The organism is Thauera phenylacetica B4P (assembly GCF_000310225.1).
Classification (GTDB): domain Bacteria; phylum Pseudomonadota; class Gammaproteobacteria; order Burkholderiales; family Rhodocyclaceae; genus Thauera; species Thauera phenylacetica.
In genome coordinates this window covers 1-15,002 of record NZ_AMXF01000091.1, presented here as the reverse complement: position 1 = coordinate 15,002, position 15,002 = coordinate 1, and the positions used below count along the sequence as shown (strand labels likewise).

The window sequence follows — 15,002 nt, the reverse complement described above, 5'->3', positions numbered from 1 at the left end:
GCGGGCTCGAGCGGCGGCACGGGGTCCGGCGCCGATCCCGGCGGGAGCCCAGTGTCCGTGGCCGCGACTGCGGTGGCGACCCCCGCAGGCGCCTCCACCGGCGCGTCGTCGATCGTGTCGGTCGCTGCCGTGGCCACGGGGGCGGTCTCGGCCACGGAGGGCGTGCTGGCGAGGGCCGTCGCCGCGGGCAGCGATGCCTCGGCGGCGGCGGGCGCGAGGCCGGTGGCGCCGGTCTCGTTCGCCAGCCGGATGCGTTCCGGGTGCAGCTGCGTGGCGACGCGCGCCGCCTCGCCCGTCGCCGGCTCGCCACCCAGCCAGCCGCCGATCGCCGCGAAGGCGAGGGCGTTGAGGATCAGCAGCAGGATGAGCAGGAAGCGCAGGATCGTCATGCCTCGGCGCATGCCAGGGGTTCAGGGAGGCCGCCGGACGCGCCGGCGGCTGCGGGTCGCTCAGCCGACCTTGGGCAGGTGGGCGAGCGAGGCCGCCACCGCAGCGGCCGGATAGTCGAAGTCCTCGAGCTTGCCCGAGAAGTAGCGCTCGTACGAGCTCATGTCGAAGTGGCCGTGTCCGGTCAGGTTGAAAAGGATGGTCTTCGCCTCGCCGGTCGCCTTGCAGGCGAGCGCCTCGTCGATGGCCTGGCGGATCGCGTGGCAGGACTCGGGCGCCGGGATGATGCCCTCGGCACGCGCGAACTGCACGCCCGCATCGAAGGTGGCCAGCTGCGGCACCGCGGCGGCCTCGATGAGGCCGGCGTGCAGCAGGTTCGACACCAGCGGCGAGTCGCCATGGTAGCGCAGGCCGCCGGCGTGGATGCCGGGCGGCATGAAGTCGTGGCCCAGCGTATACATCTTCATCAGCGGGGTGAAGCCGGAGGCGTCGCCGTAGTCGTAGGCGTACTGGCCCTTGGTCAGCGTCGGGCAGGAGCTCGGCTCCACCGCCACGCAGCGCAGCCTGTCGGCGCGCTTGTCGCCCGCGGCCTTGTCGGCGAGGAAGGGGAAGGCGATGCCGGCGAAGCTGGAGCCGCCGCCGCAGGGCCCGATGACGACGTCGGGGTAGAGGCCGACCTTGTCGAGCTGCTTCTTCGCTTCCAGGCCGATGATGCTCTGGTGCAGCACCACGTGGTTGAGCACCGAGCCGAGGGTGTAGTTGGTGTCGGCGCGGCCGGCGGCCTCTTCCACCGCCTCGGAGATGGCGATGCCGAGCGAGCCGGGGTTGTTCGGGTCCTCGGCGAGCAGGCGGCGGCCGGTCTCGGTGTGCAGCGAGGGGCTGGCGAAGACCTCGCCGCCCCAGGTCTGCATCATCAGGCGGCGGTAGGGCTTCTGGTCGTAGCTCACCTTGACCATGTAGATGCGCACCTCCAGCCCGAACATCTGCCCGGCGAAGGCGATCGACGAGCCCCACTGGCCGGCGCCCGTCTCGGTGGTCAGGCGCTTGATGCCGGCCTGCTTGTTGTAGAAGGCCTGCGGCACCGCCGAGTTGGGCTTGTGCGAGCCGGCCGGCGAGACGCCCTCGTACTTGAAGAAGATCTTCGCCGGGGTGCCGAGCGCCTGCTCCAGGCGCACCGCGCGACACAGCGGGCTGGGCCGCCACAGGCGGTAGATCTCGCGCACCTCCTGCGGGATGGCGATCCAGCGCTCGGCGCTCATCTCCTGCTCCAGGATCGCGGGCGGGAAGATCGCCCCCATCTGCTCGGGCGTGGCCGGCTTGCCGTCCGGGCCGAGCGGCGGTTCGAGCGGGGTCGGCAGGTCGGCGGCGACGTTGTACCAGTGCGTCGGGATGTCGGCGGCGTCGAGCAGGATGCGGGTGGCTTCCATCGTTTTTTTCTCCCTTTCGGTGTTGTCAGCGTGTGGGCGGGGCGGGCAGGGTGGCGACCGTGCCCAGGCCGGTCAGCACCAGATTGTCGATCCGTCGCAGCGGGACCTCGAGCAGGTCGGCGAAGCTGTCGGCGGCACCGCCGCCGAGCAGGCAGAGCGCGTCGGGCTGCGCCGCGATCTGGCGGAACATGCGCTCGACCGCGCCGGTCTGGGCCTGCAGGCAGCCCGAGCGGATCGCATCCACCGTGCGCCGCGGCTGCCACTCGAAGCGGCCTTCGGCGAGCGGCAGCTGGGCGGTGCCGCGGGCGAGCGCCTGCTGCATCAGCTCGACCCCGGGCAGGATCAGGCCGCCGAGGAAGTCGCCCGTCGCGGACAGCAGGTCCACCGTGGTCGCGGTGCCGGCGGTGACCACCAGGCAGGGACCGGCGTGGCTGTGGCGGGCGCCGATCAGCGCCGCCCAGCGGTCGGCGCCGAGGCGCTCGGGATTCTCGTAGAGGTTGCGCACGCCGGCGCAGGCCGCGGTGGGCAGCAGCCAATCCACCCGCAGCGGTGCGCAGGCTGCGGCCACGCCCGCGGCGACGCTGGTGCCGGCGACATTGCAGCCCAGCACACGCACCAGCCCGGGCCAGGCGCGGCAGGCGGCGGCGAGCATGTCGATCTCGGCGTGGCCCACCGCGCCCTCGGCGAGCGCACGGGCGGGCGCGTCCGCGGAGACCACGCGCCACTTCACGCGGGTGTTGCCGGCATCGACGAGCAGGATCATCGCGCGCGGTCCATCAGCGGCCGCAGCGAGACGTCGCCCGCCAGCACGCGCTGCACGCCGTCCCCGGTGCGCAGCAGCAGGGCGCCGTCGTCGTCCACCCCGGCGCAGGTGCCGCACAGCGTGGTCGACTCGCCGCGGATCGCGACCGGCAGGTCGGCGAAGGCATTGCGCTGCTCCCAGGCGCCGCGCAGGGCGGGGAAGCCGGCGACCGCGTAGGTCTCGAAGAGGCGGTGGAACTCGCCCAGGATGGCCGCCAGCAGCGCCGGACGCGAGGGCGGTTCGCCACCGAGCGCACCGCCGAGGTCGGCGACGGCCGCCTGGTCGGGGATGGCGGCGTCGGCCGGCAGGCGCAGGTTCAGGCCGATGCCGATGACCGCCGCGGGCGGGCGGCCGCGCATGGGAAGGAGCTCGACCAGGATGCCGGCGAGCTTGTCGCCATGCACCAGCACGTCGTTGGGCCACTTGAGCTGCACGCCCTCGACGCCGAGCTGCTCGAGCGCGCGCGCGAGCGCCAGCCCGGCGGCGAGCGAGAGCCCGGCCGGCGCCGGCGTACCCGGCGCGAAGCGCCACAGCAGCGAGAAGGTGAGGCTGGCGCCCTCCCAGGACAGCCACTGCCGCCCGCGCCGCCCGCGCCCGGCGGTCTGGCGGTCGGCCACGAGCACGTGCACGCGGCCGTCGTCGGTGGGCGGGGCGTCGACCAGGCGGGCGTTGGTCGAGTCGCAGCACGCCACCCATTCGATGGCGAAATCGTGCGCGCGCGCGCCGAGGAGGGAGGCCAGTTCGGTCGCGCAGGCGCGCGCCGGAGGCGTGGGTGGGGGGATGGAGGACAAGTGCGGGAGCGGCAGATCGAAAACCGCATTATCCGCCAAGACTGCGGCGGATGTGCCTCCCGCGGCACGGATGCGAGCGGAACGCTCAGCGCCCGCTCTCCTCCGCCTCCGGCGTGCGCTCCTCGTCCATGCCGAGCTCCTGGATCTTGCGGCTGATGGTGTTGCGGCCGATGCCGAGCAGCTGCGCGGCCTCGATGCGGCGCCCGCCGGTGGCGGCCAGCGCGCGGCGGATCAGCGTGCGCTCGAACTCGCGGGTGAGGCGATCGAAGACCTCGCCGGGGCGCGAGGCGATCAGGCGGTCGGCCTCGCTGCCGAGGCCTTCCATCCAGTTCGACGGCGACTCCCGGCCGGGCTGCTCGCGCATCTCGGGCGGCAGGTCGGCCACCTCCACCACCTGCGCGGGCGCCATCACGGTGAGCCAGTGGCACAGGTTCTCGAGCTGGCGGACGTTGCCCGGGAAGGGCTGGGCCTGCAGGTATTCGAGCGTGGCCTCGGAGATGCGCTTGCGCTCCACGCCGAGCTCCTGCGCGCTCTTCTGCAGGAAGTGGCGCACCAGCAGCGGGATGTCCTCGCGGCGCTCGCGCAGCGGCGGCAGGCGCAGGCGGATGACGTTGAGGCGGTGGAAGAGGTCCTCGCGGAACAGGCCCTGGCGCACGCGCTCCTCCAGGTCCTGGTGGGTGGCGGCGATCACGCGCACGTTGGCGCGGATCGGCTGCTGGCCGCCGACGCGGTAGAAGTGGCCGTCGGAGAGCACGCGCAGGAGCCGTGTCTGCAGTTCGGCCGGCATGTCGCCGATCTCGTCGAGGAAGAGCGTGCCGCCGTCGGCCTGCTCGAAGCGGCCGCGGCGCTGCGTGGCCGCGCCGGTGAAGGCGCCGCGCTCGTGGCCGAAGAGCTCGGATTCGAGCAGGTCGCGCGGGATGGCGGCGGTGTTGATGGCGATGAAGGGCGCGTCGCGGCGCGGGCTGTGGCGGTGCAGCGCGCGCGCGACCAGCTCCTTGCCGCTGCCCGACTCGCCGTTGATCAGCACGGTGGCGTGGGAGTGGGCGAGCCGGCCGATGGCGCGGAAGACCTCCTGCATGGCCGGGGCCTGGCCGAGGATCTCGGGGGCGAGCGAGATCTCCTCGGCTGCACCATTCTGGTGCGCGGTCTGCTCCAGCGCACGCCGGACGAGCGCGACTGCCTGGTCGACGTCGAAGGGCTTGGGCAGGTACTCGAAGGCGCCGCCCTGGAAGGCCGCCACCGCGCTGTCGAGGTCGGAGTAGGCGGTCATGATGATGACCGGCAGCTGCGGGTGGCGCTCCTTGACCTTCTGCAGCAGGTCCAGCCCGGACTCGCCGGGCATGCGGATGTCGGACAGCAGCGCGGCGGGCGGCTGCGGCGTGCGCTCGAGCTCGGCGAGGGCGTCGCCGGCGGAGCTGAAGCTTGCGTGTTCGATGCCCTCGCGGCCGAGCGCCTTTTCCAGCACCCAGCGGATCGAGCGGTCGTCGTCGATGATCCAGACGGTGTTCATATCGTATGCACTATTCTGGTGCGCGCTGCTCGCCCGGCGTCCCGCAGCAGGGACGCCGGACGCGGTCAGGCGCGCTCGGTAATCGGCAGCAGGATCGTGAAGCAGGTGCGCCCGGGACGGCTGTCCACCTCGATCATGCCCTGGTGTTGCTCGATGAAGCTCTGCGCGAGCGACAGGCCCAGCCCGCTGCCGCCCTCGCGTCCCGACACCAGCGGATAGAAGATCCGGTCGCGGATCTCCTCGGGGATGCCGGGGCCGTCGTCGATCACTTGCAAGTTGAGTGCCAGCTTGTAGCGGCGCTTGGCGAGCGTCACCTGGCGCGCGATGCGGGTGCGCAGCAGGATCTCGCCGCGCCCGCCCAGCGCCTGCGCGGCGTTGCGCACGATGTTGAGCACGGCCTGGATGAGCTGCTCGCGGTCGGCGGTGAGCTCGGGCAGGCTGAGGTCGTAGTCGGGGACGATGCCGATCGCCGGGAACTCGGCGAGGATCAGGCGGCGCACGCGCTCGAGCACGTCGTGGAGGTTGATCGAGGCCGGGCGCATCATGCAATGCGAGCTCAGCAGGCGGTTCATCAGGTCCTGCAGGCGGTCGGCCTCGGCGATGATGACGTCGGTGAATTCGCGCAGCTGCGGGTCGTCGAGCTCGTGCTGCAGCAGTTGCGCCGAGCCGCGGATGCCGCCGAGCGGGTTCTTGATCTCGTGGGCGAGGTTGCGGATGAGCTCGCGGTTGGCCTGCTGCTGGTGCAGCAGCTGCTCCTCGCGCGCCACGCGCAGTTGGGCGTCGATCGGGCGGAACTCGAGCAGCAGGCGCACGCCGGCCGTGTCCACCGGGGTCACCGTGCAGTCGAGCCGCAGCGGCTCGGCGTCGCCGCGCTGCACGCTGATGTCCTGGCCGGTGTAGCTCCAGTTGGTGCGCAACGCGTTGTCGAGCGCCGCGGCCAGGCCGGGCGGGCTGCCGAGCAGGCGCTCGAGCGGCTGGCCGAGCAGCTTGCGCTGGCTGATCGCGAACAGGTTCTCCGCGCCCGCGTTGAGGTAGCGGATCGCCAGCGCGGCGTCGACGAGCACGACCGCCGAGGACAGCAGGTCGAGCCCGGCGAACGGGCTGCCGGGGTCGCTGGCGGCGTGGGTGGGTTGCGATGGCATGGGCGCGTCCTGTTGTTTGGCCGAGGACATGCAAGATGCGCGCCAGGTCCGGATCATCGCAGGCCGGAGATCTCCCGGCGCAGCGCCTCGACGTTGCGCTTGTGCAGCTCGACCCGGTCCTTGAAGGGCTGCACGCGGTCGAGCACCTTCTGGTAGTTGCGCTCGTCGCCGAGGCGGATCGACTCCTGCTCGGCGAGCGCTTTCTCGGCCTCGGCCAGCTTCTGCTCCTCGGTGCGCATCTCCTCCTGCAGCACCTGGCGGCGGGCATCGTCGCGGCCGCGCTGCTCGTTCGGGCTCACGCGCGGGAAGTCGGCCGACTGCGGTGTCTCGCGCGTGGCCGCAGCGGCCGGGCGGCGCACCGGGGCCGGCACCGAGGACACCGGCTGGTCGGATTGCAGGCGCACGCAGCCGCGCGCGAGCGAACGGTCGTTGGTGTAGGTCACCCGGCCGGCGGCGTCGGTGCACTTGTAGATTTCGGCATGGGCTGGCGGCGCAAGGCCGGCGAGCAGGAGCAGCGGAAGGATTCGATACGGTCGCATGCGCATGTCCGGAGGGTCGCGGGGACGGCGGAAGCAGGCTGCAATGCCGTCATCCTTGCGGGTCAGGCCCGATTAGACCCCAGAAAAAAGGGACGGGCAACGCCCGTCCCTTCCGTGCTGCGCAGGATTTCCCGGCTTACAGGCTGTAGTACATGTCGAATTCCACCGGGTGGGTGGTGATGCGCATGCGATCGACCTCTTCCATCTTCAGCGCGATGTAGGCGTCGATGAAGTCGTTGGAGAACACGCCGCCGCGGGTCAGGAACTCGCGGTCCTTGTCGAGGTAATCCAGCGCCTGCTCGAGGCTGGTGCACACGGTCGGGATCAGCGCGTCCTCTTCCGGCGGCAGGTCGTACAGGTTCTTGTCGGCCGGGTCGCCCGGGTGGATCTTGTTCTGGATGCCGTCCAGGCCCGCCATCATCAGCGCGGCGAAGCACATGTAGGGGTTGGCCAGCGGGTCCGGGAAGCGCGACTCGATGCGGCGGCCCTTCGGGTTGGCGACGTAGGGGATGCGGATCGAGGCCGAGCGGTTGCGCGCCGAGTAGGCGAGCTTGGTCGGGGCCTCGTAGTGCGGCACCAGGCGCTTGTACGAGTTCGTGCCCGGGTTGGTGATGGCGTTGAGCGCGCGGGCGTGCTTGATGATGCCGCCGATGTAGTACAGCGCGGTCTCGGACAGGCCGGCGTAGCCGTTGCCCGCGAAAAGGTTCTTGCCGTCCTTCCAGATCGACTGGTGCACGTGCATGCCGGAGCCGTTGTCGCCGACGATGGGCTTGGGCATGAAGGTGGCGGTCTTGCCGTACTGGTGGGCGACGTTGTGCACGATGTACTTGAGCACCTGCGTCCAGTCGGCGCGCTGGGTCAGCGTGCTGAACTTGGTGCCGATCTCGCACTGGCCGGCGTTGGCCACTTCGTGGTGGTGCACCTCGACCGGCACGCCGCAGGCCTCGAGCGCGAGCACCATCGCGGCGCGCACGTCGTTGAGGCTGTCGACCGGCGGCACCGGGAAGTAGCCGCCCTTGACGCGCGGGCGGTGGCCGGTGTTGCCGCCTTCGAACTTGTCGGCGGTGGACCAGGCGGCCTCTTCCGAGATGATCTTGCTATACACGCCCGACATGTCGACCGACCACTCGACCGAGTCGAAGATGAAGAACTCGGGCTCGGGGCCGAAGAAGGCGGTGTCGCCGATGCCGGTGCTCTTCAGGTAGGCCTCGGCGCGCTTGGCGATCGAGCGCGGGTCGCGGTCGTAGCCCTTGCCATCGGACGGCTCGATGACGTCGCAGGTGATGACCAGCGTGGTCTCGTCGAAGAAGGGGTCGATGTAGGCGGTGGCGGGTTCCGGCATCAGGATCATGTCCGAGGCCTGGATGCCCTTCCAGCCCGCCAGCGAGGAGCCGTCGAAGGGGTGGCCGTGCTCGAAGTGCTCTTCCTCGAAGGCCGACACCGGCAGGCCGACGTGGTGCTCCTTGCCGCGAATATCGGTGAAGCGCAGGTCCACGAAGCGGACTTCGTTTTCCTGGATCATCTTCATGACGTCTTGGGCGTTCATTTTCACTCCTGGTGAGATGAGGCGTTGTTGCGTTGAGCGGGTGGTGCAGCGGCCTGGGGTCGATGCGCCGGATTCGTGTGAGCAGGGCTAAGCACTAAGCGTGCCAGCCTGTTTTCAGCGCGTAGGGCATTGTGCCACAAGGCCGGGAGCCCGAAATCGGTGCCCGGGCCGGGCATTGATGCACCACGCTGGTGCGTTCTTGCCAGGTGAATGCACTGTTATGGTGCAATCTCCACGAAGACGCGGATATTGCGGTAGTGCGGATGCTCCGCAAGCCAGTCCTTCCTGCGCGATCGCAGCGCCTCGAGCGCTTCCGCCGCGGGGGCGGAGGGCAGGATGATCTCCACCTCGACGCGCTGGCCGAGGTAGTGGATCTGCACCCGCCGCGGCTCGGCGAAGCCGCGGCCGAGGAGCGCACGCATGCGCGCGAGGATCTCGCTGCGCTCGGGCAGCGGGCCTGGCGGCACGACCTGCAGCTCGCCGTCGTCCTCGGGGTCGATGTGCACGAGCACGTCGCGCACCTCGGGGTGGGCGGCGCGCACACGCAGGTATACCGAGTCCGATACGCGGTGCCCCTCGGAGACGGTCAGCCGCGGGTCGACCTGGACGTGGGCGTCGCACAGCACGCGGTCGGCCATCCGCCGCGTGCGCATGTCGTGCAGGCCGATCACCCCCGGGGTCTCGCGGATCGTCGTGCGCAGGCGCTTGAGCTCTTCCTCCGGCAGGCCGGTGTCGATGAGCTCGCGGACCGACTTCCACGCCAGGCGGATGCCCATGTGCAGGATCAGGAAGCCGACCACCGCCGCGGCCAGCGGCTCCAGGAACGGATAGCCGGCCAGGCTGCCGCCGATGCCGGCGGCCACCACCAGCGAGGAGGCCGCGTCCGAGCGCGCGTGCCAGGCGTTGGCCTCGAGCATGGGGGCGTTGAGCCGGCGCGCGGCGGCCAGCGTGTAGCGGAACAGGCTCTCCTTGGCGGCGAGGGTCAGCAGCGCCATGACCAGGGCAGCCGGATGCAGCTGCGGCAAGGCCTCGATGCCCTGCAGGCGGATCCCCGAGCTCCACAGGAAGCCGACGCCCACCGCGCCCAGCACCGCCCCCAGCACCAGGGTGGTGACGGTCTCGATGCGGCCGTGGCCGTAAGGGTGGTTGGTGTCGGCCGGATCGGCGCTGTGGCGGCCGGCGAGCAGGACCAGCAGGTCGGTGACCAGGTCGGACAGGGTGTGGGCGGCGTCGGCCACCAGGCTGAAGGCGCCGGCGAACAGGCCGATGACCACTTGGCCGATGGTGAGCAGCGAGTTGGTCAGGATCGCCACCAGGGTGGCGTGCTGGATGCCGCGGCTGCGGGCGAGTTCGTCGGTGGCCGCAGGGGCGACCGGAGGCGGGGAGGAGGCTTGGCGGGAGGGCATGAGGGGGGCGGGGCGGACGCGCTATACTTCGACCGCCCTCATTTTAGACGGATGTGCGCATGGGAACCCTGTCGGAACTGTTGACGCTCGCCCACGAGCGCGCCGAAAGCCTCGGGCTGCCCTACCAGGGTGCGCTCACGCCCGCCGAGACCTGGCAGGTGATGCAGCTCGCCCCTGGCGTCAAGCTGGTCGATGTGCGCACGCGCGCCGAGCTCGACTGGGTGGGCCGCGTGCCCGGCGCGATCGAGATCGAGTGGAAGAGCTATCCCTCGATGCAGGAGAACCCCAACTTCCTCGCCCAGCTGAAGCATCAGGTGGACCCCGAGGCGCTGGTGCTGTTCCTGTGCCGTTCCGCCGTGCGCTCGGACTCCGCCGCGCGGCTCGCCAGCGCCAACGGCTACGCCAACTGCTACAACGTGCTCGAAGGCTTCGAAGGCGACAAGGACGCCAACAACCAGCGCAACCGCATCGGCGGCTGGCGCCTCGCCGGCCTGCCCTGGTACCAGGGCTGAGCGGCAACAAATCCTTACCCGGCCCCGCCTGCCGCGGTCGAACCCGCGGCCGCATGCGGGGTCCGACGCCCGTAACCCCGGGATTGCCCCTCCCAACGGATCCGGATACCGAAACAATGCAAGTCTCCACCATCAGCTTCGACCGCTTCAACGTGCTCGCCGACAACGAGGCGCAGGAGCGCATCCGCGCCGCCCGCGCACGCCTCGGCGAGCGGGCGGTGCTGCTCTGCCACCACTACCAGCGCGCCGACGTGTACCAGCACGCCGACCTCACCGGCGACTCGCTCAAGCTCGCCCGCCTGGCCTCGCAGACCGACGCCGAGTTCATCGTGTTCTGCGGCGTGCACTTCATGGCCGAGGTCGCCGACATCCTGTCCAAGCCCAGCCAGATCGCCATCCTGCCCGACCTCGCGGCCGGCTGTTCGATGGCCGACATGGCGAGCCTGGCCAAGGTCGAGCGCTGCTGGCGCGAGCTCGCCGAGGTGCTCGACAAGCCCGACGAGGTGATCACCCCGGTCACCTACATCAACTCGGCGGCCGACCTCAAGGCCTTCTGCGGCGAGCACGGCGGCATCGTGTGCACCTCGACCAACGCGCCGACCATCCTCGACTGGGCGTTCTCCCGGCGCGAGAAGGTGCTGTTCTTCCCCGACCAGCACCTCGGGCGCTGGACCGGCTTCAAGAAGGGCATCCCGCTCGACGAGATGGTGGTGTGGGACCCCGACCTCGAATACGGCGGCCTCACTCCCGAGCAGATCCGCAAGGCCAAGATCCTGCTGTGGAAGGGGCACTGCTCGGTGCACCAGATGTTCCAGCCGGTGCACATCGACCGCTGGCGCGAGAAGCACCCGCAGGGCTTCGTGATCTCGCACCCCGAGAGCATGCTCGAGGTGTGCCAGAAGTCCGACTACGTCGGCTCCACCGAATTCATCCTCAACACCATCACCAACGCCCCGCCCAACACCCACTGGCTGGTGGGCACCGAGCTCAACCTGGTGAGCCGGCTGGCCGAGGAGATGAAGCCGCAGGGCAAGGTGGTGCAGTTCATGGCGCCGACGGTGTGCATGTGCTCGACCATGCAGCGCATCGACCCGCAGCACCTGGCGTGGACACTCGAGAACCTCGCCGAGGGCAAGGTGGTGAACCAGATCAAGGTGCCCGCGCACGAGGCCGAGCTCGCCCGCATCGCGCTCGACCGCATGCTGGCCGTCTCCTGACCGACGCACACGAGGTCCGGCGGCCATGGCGCTGAGGATCTGCAGCTACAACATCCACAAGGGTTTCTCGCAGTTCAACCGCCGCATGGTGGTGCATGAACTGCGCGACCGCCTGCGCAGCCTGGATGCCGACCTCGTCTTTCTGCAGGAGGTGCAGGGCCTGCACCTGCGCCATACGGCGCGCCATCCCGACTGGCCCGTGCTGCCGCAGCACGAGTTCCTCGCCGAGGACGCCTGGCAGCAGATTGCCTATGGCGGCAACGCGATCTACGACCACGGCCATCACGGCAACGCCATCCTCAGCCGCCACCTCATCCTCAGCACCGTCAACCAGGACGTCTCCGACCATCGCTTCGAGCGCCGCGGCCTGTTGCACTGCGAGGTGAGGCTGCCCGAGTTCGACGTGCCGGTGCATTGCGTGTGCGTGCATCTGGGCCTCATGGCGGGCAGTCGGCGGCGGCAGATGGAGGCGCTCGCCGAGCGCATGGAAGAGCTCGCCCCGGGCGACGCGCCGCTGATCATCGCCGGCGACTTCAACGACTGGCGCAACCGCGCCGACGACCTGCTCGGGCGCCGGCTCGGCCTCGCCGAGGCCTTCGGCAGCGGACGCGGGCGGCCGGCGCGCAGCTATCCGAGCACGCTGCCCTTCTTCCGCCTCGACCGCATCTACGTGCGCGGTTTCCGCGTGCGCCAGGCGCAGGTGCATTACGGCGCGCCGTGGGCGCAGATCTCCGACCACGCGGCGCTGACCGCCGACCTGGAGCCCATCGGCTGATGCAGTTCCTCGCGGGCAACGCGGTCGCGTTGCTGGAGAACGGCGAGCAGTACTTCCCGGCGCTGGAAGCCGAGATCGACCGTGCCGAGCGCGAGATCTTCCTGCAGAGCTACATCTTCGAGGACGACGGCACCGGCGCGCGCATCGCCGCGGCGCTCGCGCGTGCGGCAGGGCGCGGGGTGGCGGTGCGGGTGATGGTGGACGGCTTCGGCGGGCGCGGCTTCGTCTCCGCGCTGATGCCGCGCCTGCGCGAGGCCGGCGTGCAGGTGCTGATCTACCGTCGCGAGCTGCGCCCGCTGTCGCTGCGCCGCCATCGCTTGCGCCGGCTGCACCGCAAGGTGGTGACGATCGATGGCCGCGTGGCCTTCGTCGGTGGCATCAACGTGGTGGACGACTTCGACGCCGGCGCGCTGGCGAACCCGCGCTACGACTACGCGGTGCGCGTCGAGGGGCCGGTGCTCGCGCCGGTGATGGCCTCGGCGCAGCGCCTGTGGCGGCTGGTGGCGTGGGCGAGCTTTCGCAGGCGCGCGACCCAGCCGCTGCTGGCGCCGCCGCGCACCGAGGTCGCGGGCTCGATCCGCGCCGCCTTCGTGGTGCGCGACAACCTGCGCCATCGCCACGCGATCGAGGAGGCCTACCTCGAGGCGATCGCCGGCGCGCGCGCGGAGATCGTGCTCGCCAACGCGTATTTCTTCCCGGGACGGCGTTTCCGCCAGGCGCTGATCGACGCCGCCCGGCGCGGCGTGCGGGTGACCCTGCTGCTGCAGGGCGTGTCGGACCACCCGATGCAGGTGTATGCGACGCGCGCGCTGTATCCGATCTTCCTCGACGCCGGTATCCGCCTGTTCGAGTACCACCGCAGCCACCTGCACGCCAAGGTGGCGGTCATCGACCAGCAGTGGGCGACCGTCGGCTCGAGCAACATCGACGCCTTCAGCCTGCTGCTCGCGCGCGAGGCCAACGTCTTCGTGGACGATCGCGGCTTCGCGGCGGAGCTGCGCGCGAGCCTGGAGGCGGCCTTGTGCGCCGGGGCGCGCGAGCTCCGGCGTTCGGACTGGCGGCGCCTGCCCTTGCTGCGCCGTGGCCTGAGCTGGCTCGCCTACCAGCTCGTGCGCCTGGCGATCGGCATCGCCGGCTACGGCGGCGCGCACTGACACCACGCCGATGCCGACCCCCACGCCGACGCCGACCGAGTCGGGCCGGGGCGCGCCGAATTCGCGCCTGCCGCCGCTCCTACAGGGGGGCGCGATGGTTTCTGTAGGAGCGCCGGCAGGCGCGAAAGCGGCGGAGAAGTCCTGCACGCGGGTCGCTTGCCGGGTCGCCGGGTTCGCAGCTGCCGCAGCTCCTACAAGCGGACGGGAAGCGCGGTGGGTTCTGTAGGAGCGCCGGCAGGCGCGAAAGCGGCGGAGAAGTCCTGCCGCGGGTCGCTTGCCGGGTCGCCGGGTTCGCAGCTGCCGCAGCTCCTACAAACGGGCGGGAAGCGCGATGGTTTCTGTAGGAGCGCAGGCAGGCGCGAAAGCGGCGGAGAAGTCCTGCACGCGGTTCGCTTGCCGGGTCGCCGGGTTCGCAGCTGCCGCAGCTCCTACAAGCGGACGGGAAGCGCGGTGGGTTCTGTAGGAGCGCTGGCAGGCGCGAAAGCGGCGGAGAAGTCCTGCACGCGGGTCGCTTGCCGGGTCGCCGGGTTCGCAGCTGCCGCAGCGCCTACAAGCGGGCGGGAAGCGCGGTGGGTTCTGTAGGAGCGCCGGCAGGCGCGAAAGCGGCGGAGAGGTCCTGCACGCGGGTCGCTTGCCGGGTCGCCGGGTTCGCAGCTGCCGCAGCTCCTACAAGCGGGCGGGAAGCGCGGTGGTTTCTGTAGGAGCGCCGGCAGGCGCGAAGAGTGCGCTGGAGCGGCGCCGGCGCGCATTCCATGCGCCGCATCCACGGCTTCAGCCGATCAGGCGGCGGTGCTCGATCTTGGTGCAGCGGTCGCTCACCACCTTCAACCCGGCGGCGGCGGCCTTGTCCGCGGCGTCGGGCGCGATCACCCCGAGCTGCAGCCACACGCTGCCGACGCCCACGGCGATGGCCTCGTCCACCACCCCCATCACCTCCGCCGGCTTGCGGAACACGTCGACGAGGTCGATCTTCCCCGGCACCTCGTGCAGGCTGGGGTAGCACTTCTGCCCCAGCACCTCCTCGTAGGCCGGGTTGACCGGGATGATGGTGTAGCCGGCGCGCTGCAGGTAGTGCGCGACCTCGTGGCTGGGGCGGTCGGGCTTGGCCGAGATGCCGACCACCGCGATCGTGCGCGCCTGCTGCAGCAGGCTGCGGATGGCTTCGGGCTGGGTGCTGATGTCGTTCGGGTGCATGGGGTTTCCTCAGAAGAAGCCGTCGGCCACCGCCTGGCGGCGGCGCGGCACGGCGGCGAGCGACCAGTGGGCCTGCGCCCACGCCCACGTCTCGGCGAGCGGCGCGGCGGCGGGCATGTCGGGTGGATTGTGGCCGAGAAAGCGCAGCGCGGCCAGCAAGGCGGCCTGCGGCGGGTGCGCGTCGATCGCGCGCGCCAGGGTCTGCTTGGAGAGCTTCTCGCCCGCGGCGTTGGTGGCCAGCGGTAGGTGGGCGTAGGTGGGGACCGGCTGGCCGAGGAGGCCGAGCAGGTGGATCTGGCGCGCGGTAGAGTCGAGCAGGTCGGCGCCGCGCACGACGTGGCTCACCCCCGCCTCGGCGTCGTCCACCACCACCGCGAGCTGATAGGCGAAGAGGCCGTCGGCGCGCTTGACCACGTAGTCGCCGGCGTCGGCGGCGAGGTCGATCTCCTGCTCGCCCTGCACCGCGTCGCAGAAGTGCACCACGCCTTCCGCGCGCACCCGCCAGGCGCGACCGGTGCGTCCCGGCGGCAGGCCGTCGCGGCAGGTGCCGGGGTAGCGGCGCGAGCCGTCGCGCGCGAGCGGCTGGTCGGCGAGCTCGCG

The 15,002-nt window shown here is 71.0% G+C and carries 14 protein-coding genes and 1 pseudogene; 4 read left to right on the top strand and 11 right to left on the bottom strand.

What is annotated here, in order from left to right; genetic code table 11:
* From C667_RS12630 to C667_RS12590, 9 genes and pseudogenes are all read right to left on the bottom strand, one after another.
* A pseudogene (locus tag C667_RS12630) lies at nucleotides 1–389 on the bottom strand (SPOR domain-containing protein); the annotation flags it as partial.
* A gap of 60 nt (nucleotides 390–449) precedes the next feature.
* Entirely contained in the window at nucleotides 450–1,814 is a 1,365-nt protein-coding gene (locus C667_RS12625; protein ID WP_004364833.1) for a TrpB-like pyridoxal phosphate-dependent enzyme, read from the bottom strand.
* Between the two features lie 25 nt (nucleotides 1,815–1,839).
* Entirely contained in the window at nucleotides 1,840–2,577 is a 738-nt protein-coding gene (locus C667_RS12620) for a type III pantothenate kinase (RefSeq protein ID WP_004364831.1), read from the bottom strand.
* Nucleotides 2,574–3,398 carry a biotin--[acetyl-CoA-carboxylase] ligase gene (locus C667_RS12615; RefSeq protein WP_051174672.1) on the bottom strand — a complete coding sequence of 275 codons (825 nt, stop codon included), beginning with the start codon at nucleotides 3,396–3,398 and terminating at the stop codon, nucleotides 2,574–2,576. Before C667_RS12615 ends, C667_RS12620 begins: the two co-directional genes overlap by 4 nt.
* A 94-nt stretch (nucleotides 3,399–3,492) precedes the next feature.
* The gene (ntrC, locus tag C667_RS12610) at nucleotides 3,493–4,917 is read right to left on the bottom strand and encodes a nitrogen regulation protein NR(I) (protein ID WP_004364828.1); all 1,425 of its coding nucleotides are present in this window, start codon (nucleotides 4,915–4,917) and stop codon (nucleotides 3,493–3,495) included.
* 65 nt (nucleotides 4,918–4,982) lie between these two features.
* Nucleotides 4,983–6,059, bottom strand: coding sequence for a nitrogen regulation protein NR(II) (glnL, locus tag C667_RS12605; protein WP_004364827.1), 1,077 nt, complete (start codon nucleotides 6,057–6,059; stop codon nucleotides 4,983–4,985).
* 53 nt (nucleotides 6,060–6,112) lie between these two features.
* Complete coding sequence (locus C667_RS12600) at nucleotides 6,113–6,598, bottom strand: DUF4124 domain-containing protein (protein WP_004364826.1); 486 nt, start codon at nucleotides 6,596–6,598, stop codon at nucleotides 6,113–6,115.
* Nucleotides 6,599–6,734: 136 nt separating this feature from the next.
* Nucleotides 6,735–8,144, bottom strand: a complete 1,410-nt coding sequence (gene glnA, locus C667_RS12595; protein WP_004364825.1) for a type I glutamate--ammonia ligase — start codon at nucleotides 8,142–8,144, stop codon at nucleotides 6,735–6,737.
* A gap of 218 nt (nucleotides 8,145–8,362) precedes the next feature.
* Nucleotides 8,363–9,550, bottom strand: coding sequence for a cation diffusion facilitator family transporter (locus tag C667_RS12590; protein WP_004364824.1), 1,188 nt, complete (start codon nucleotides 9,548–9,550; stop codon nucleotides 8,363–8,365).
* 59 nt (nucleotides 9,551–9,609) lie between these two features.
* Here C667_RS12590 and C667_RS12585 point away from each other — a divergent pair, with 59 nt between their 5' ends.
* The 4 genes from C667_RS12585 to clsB all read left to right on the top strand — a co-directional run bounded on the left by C667_RS12585 (nucleotide 9,610) and on the right by clsB (nucleotide 13,208).
* Nucleotides 9,610–10,062, top strand: coding sequence for a rhodanese-like domain-containing protein (locus tag C667_RS12585; protein WP_004364823.1), 453 nt, complete (start codon nucleotides 9,610–9,612; stop codon nucleotides 10,060–10,062).
* 116 nt (nucleotides 10,063–10,178) lie between these two features.
* Entirely contained in the window at nucleotides 10,179–11,279 is a 1,101-nt protein-coding gene (gene nadA / locus C667_RS12580) for a quinolinate synthase NadA (protein ID WP_004364820.1), read from the top strand.
* Between the two features lie 25 nt (nucleotides 11,280–11,304).
* Nucleotides 11,305–12,054: an endonuclease/exonuclease/phosphatase family protein gene (locus C667_RS12575; protein ID WP_004364818.1), complete on the top strand. Its 750-nt coding sequence runs from the start codon at nucleotides 11,305–11,307 to the stop codon at nucleotides 12,052–12,054.
* Nucleotides 12,054–13,208, top strand: coding sequence for a cardiolipin synthase ClsB (gene clsB, locus C667_RS12570; protein ID WP_004364816.1), 1,155 nt, complete (start codon nucleotides 12,054–12,056; stop codon nucleotides 13,206–13,208). Before C667_RS12575 ends, clsB begins: the two co-directional genes overlap by 1 nt.
* Before the next feature lie 771 nt (nucleotides 13,209–13,979).
* On the opposite strand, the gene C667_RS12565 is transcribed toward clsB, so the two are convergent.
* Together C667_RS12565 and C667_RS12560 are read right to left on the bottom strand one after the other, a co-directional pair.
* Entirely contained in the window at nucleotides 13,980–14,402 is a 423-nt protein-coding gene (locus C667_RS12565; RefSeq protein WP_004364814.1) for a CoA-binding protein, read from the bottom strand.
* 9 nt (nucleotides 14,403–14,411) lie between these two features.
* The coding region (locus C667_RS12560) for a glutamate--tRNA ligase family protein (protein ID WP_004364812.1) at nucleotides 14,412–15,002 on the bottom strand (591 nt) is incomplete at its 5' end.

What these genes read in the sequence shown, in the direction of transcription:
- C667_RS12625 (WP_004364833.1), bottom strand. Translation starts at nt 1,814, where the DNA reads ATGGAAGCCACCCGCATCCTGCTCGACGCCGCCGACATCCCGACGCAC.
- C667_RS12620 (WP_004364831.1), bottom strand. Translation starts at nt 2,577, where the DNA reads ATGATCCTGCTCGTCGATGCCGGCAACACCCGCGTGAAGTGGCGCGTG.
- ntrC (WP_004364828.1), bottom strand. Translation starts at nt 4,917, where the DNA reads ATGAACACCGTCTGGATCATCGACGACGACCGCTCGATCCGCTGGGTG.
- glnL (WP_004364827.1), bottom strand. Translation starts at nt 6,059, where the DNA reads ATGCCATCGCAACCCACCCACGCCGCCAGCGACCCCGGCAGCCCGTTC.
- C667_RS12600 (WP_004364826.1), bottom strand. Translation starts at nt 6,598, where the DNA reads ATGCGACCGTATCGAATCCTTCCGCTGCTCCTGCTCGCCGGCCTTGCG.
- glnA (WP_004364825.1), bottom strand. Translation starts at nt 8,144, where the DNA reads ATGAACGCCCAAGACGTCATGAAGATGATCCAGGAAAACGAAGTCCGC.
- C667_RS12590 (WP_004364824.1), bottom strand. Translation starts at nt 9,550, where the DNA reads ATGCCCTCCCGCCAAGCCTCCTCCCCGCCTCCGGTCGCCCCTGCGGCC.
- C667_RS12585 (WP_004364823.1), top strand. Translation starts at nt 9,610, where the DNA reads ATGGGAACCCTGTCGGAACTGTTGACGCTCGCCCACGAGCGCGCCGAA.
- nadA (WP_004364820.1), top strand. Translation starts at nt 10,179, where the DNA reads ATGCAAGTCTCCACCATCAGCTTCGACCGCTTCAACGTGCTCGCCGAC.
- C667_RS12575 (WP_004364818.1), top strand. Translation starts at nt 11,305, where the DNA reads ATGGCGCTGAGGATCTGCAGCTACAACATCCACAAGGGTTTCTCGCAG.
- clsB (WP_004364816.1), top strand. Translation starts at nt 12,054, where the DNA reads ATGCAGTTCCTCGCGGGCAACGCGGTCGCGTTGCTGGAGAACGGCGAG.
- C667_RS12565 (WP_004364814.1), bottom strand. Translation starts at nt 14,402, where the DNA reads ATGCACCCGAACGACATCAGCACCCAGCCCGAAGCCATCCGCAGCCTG.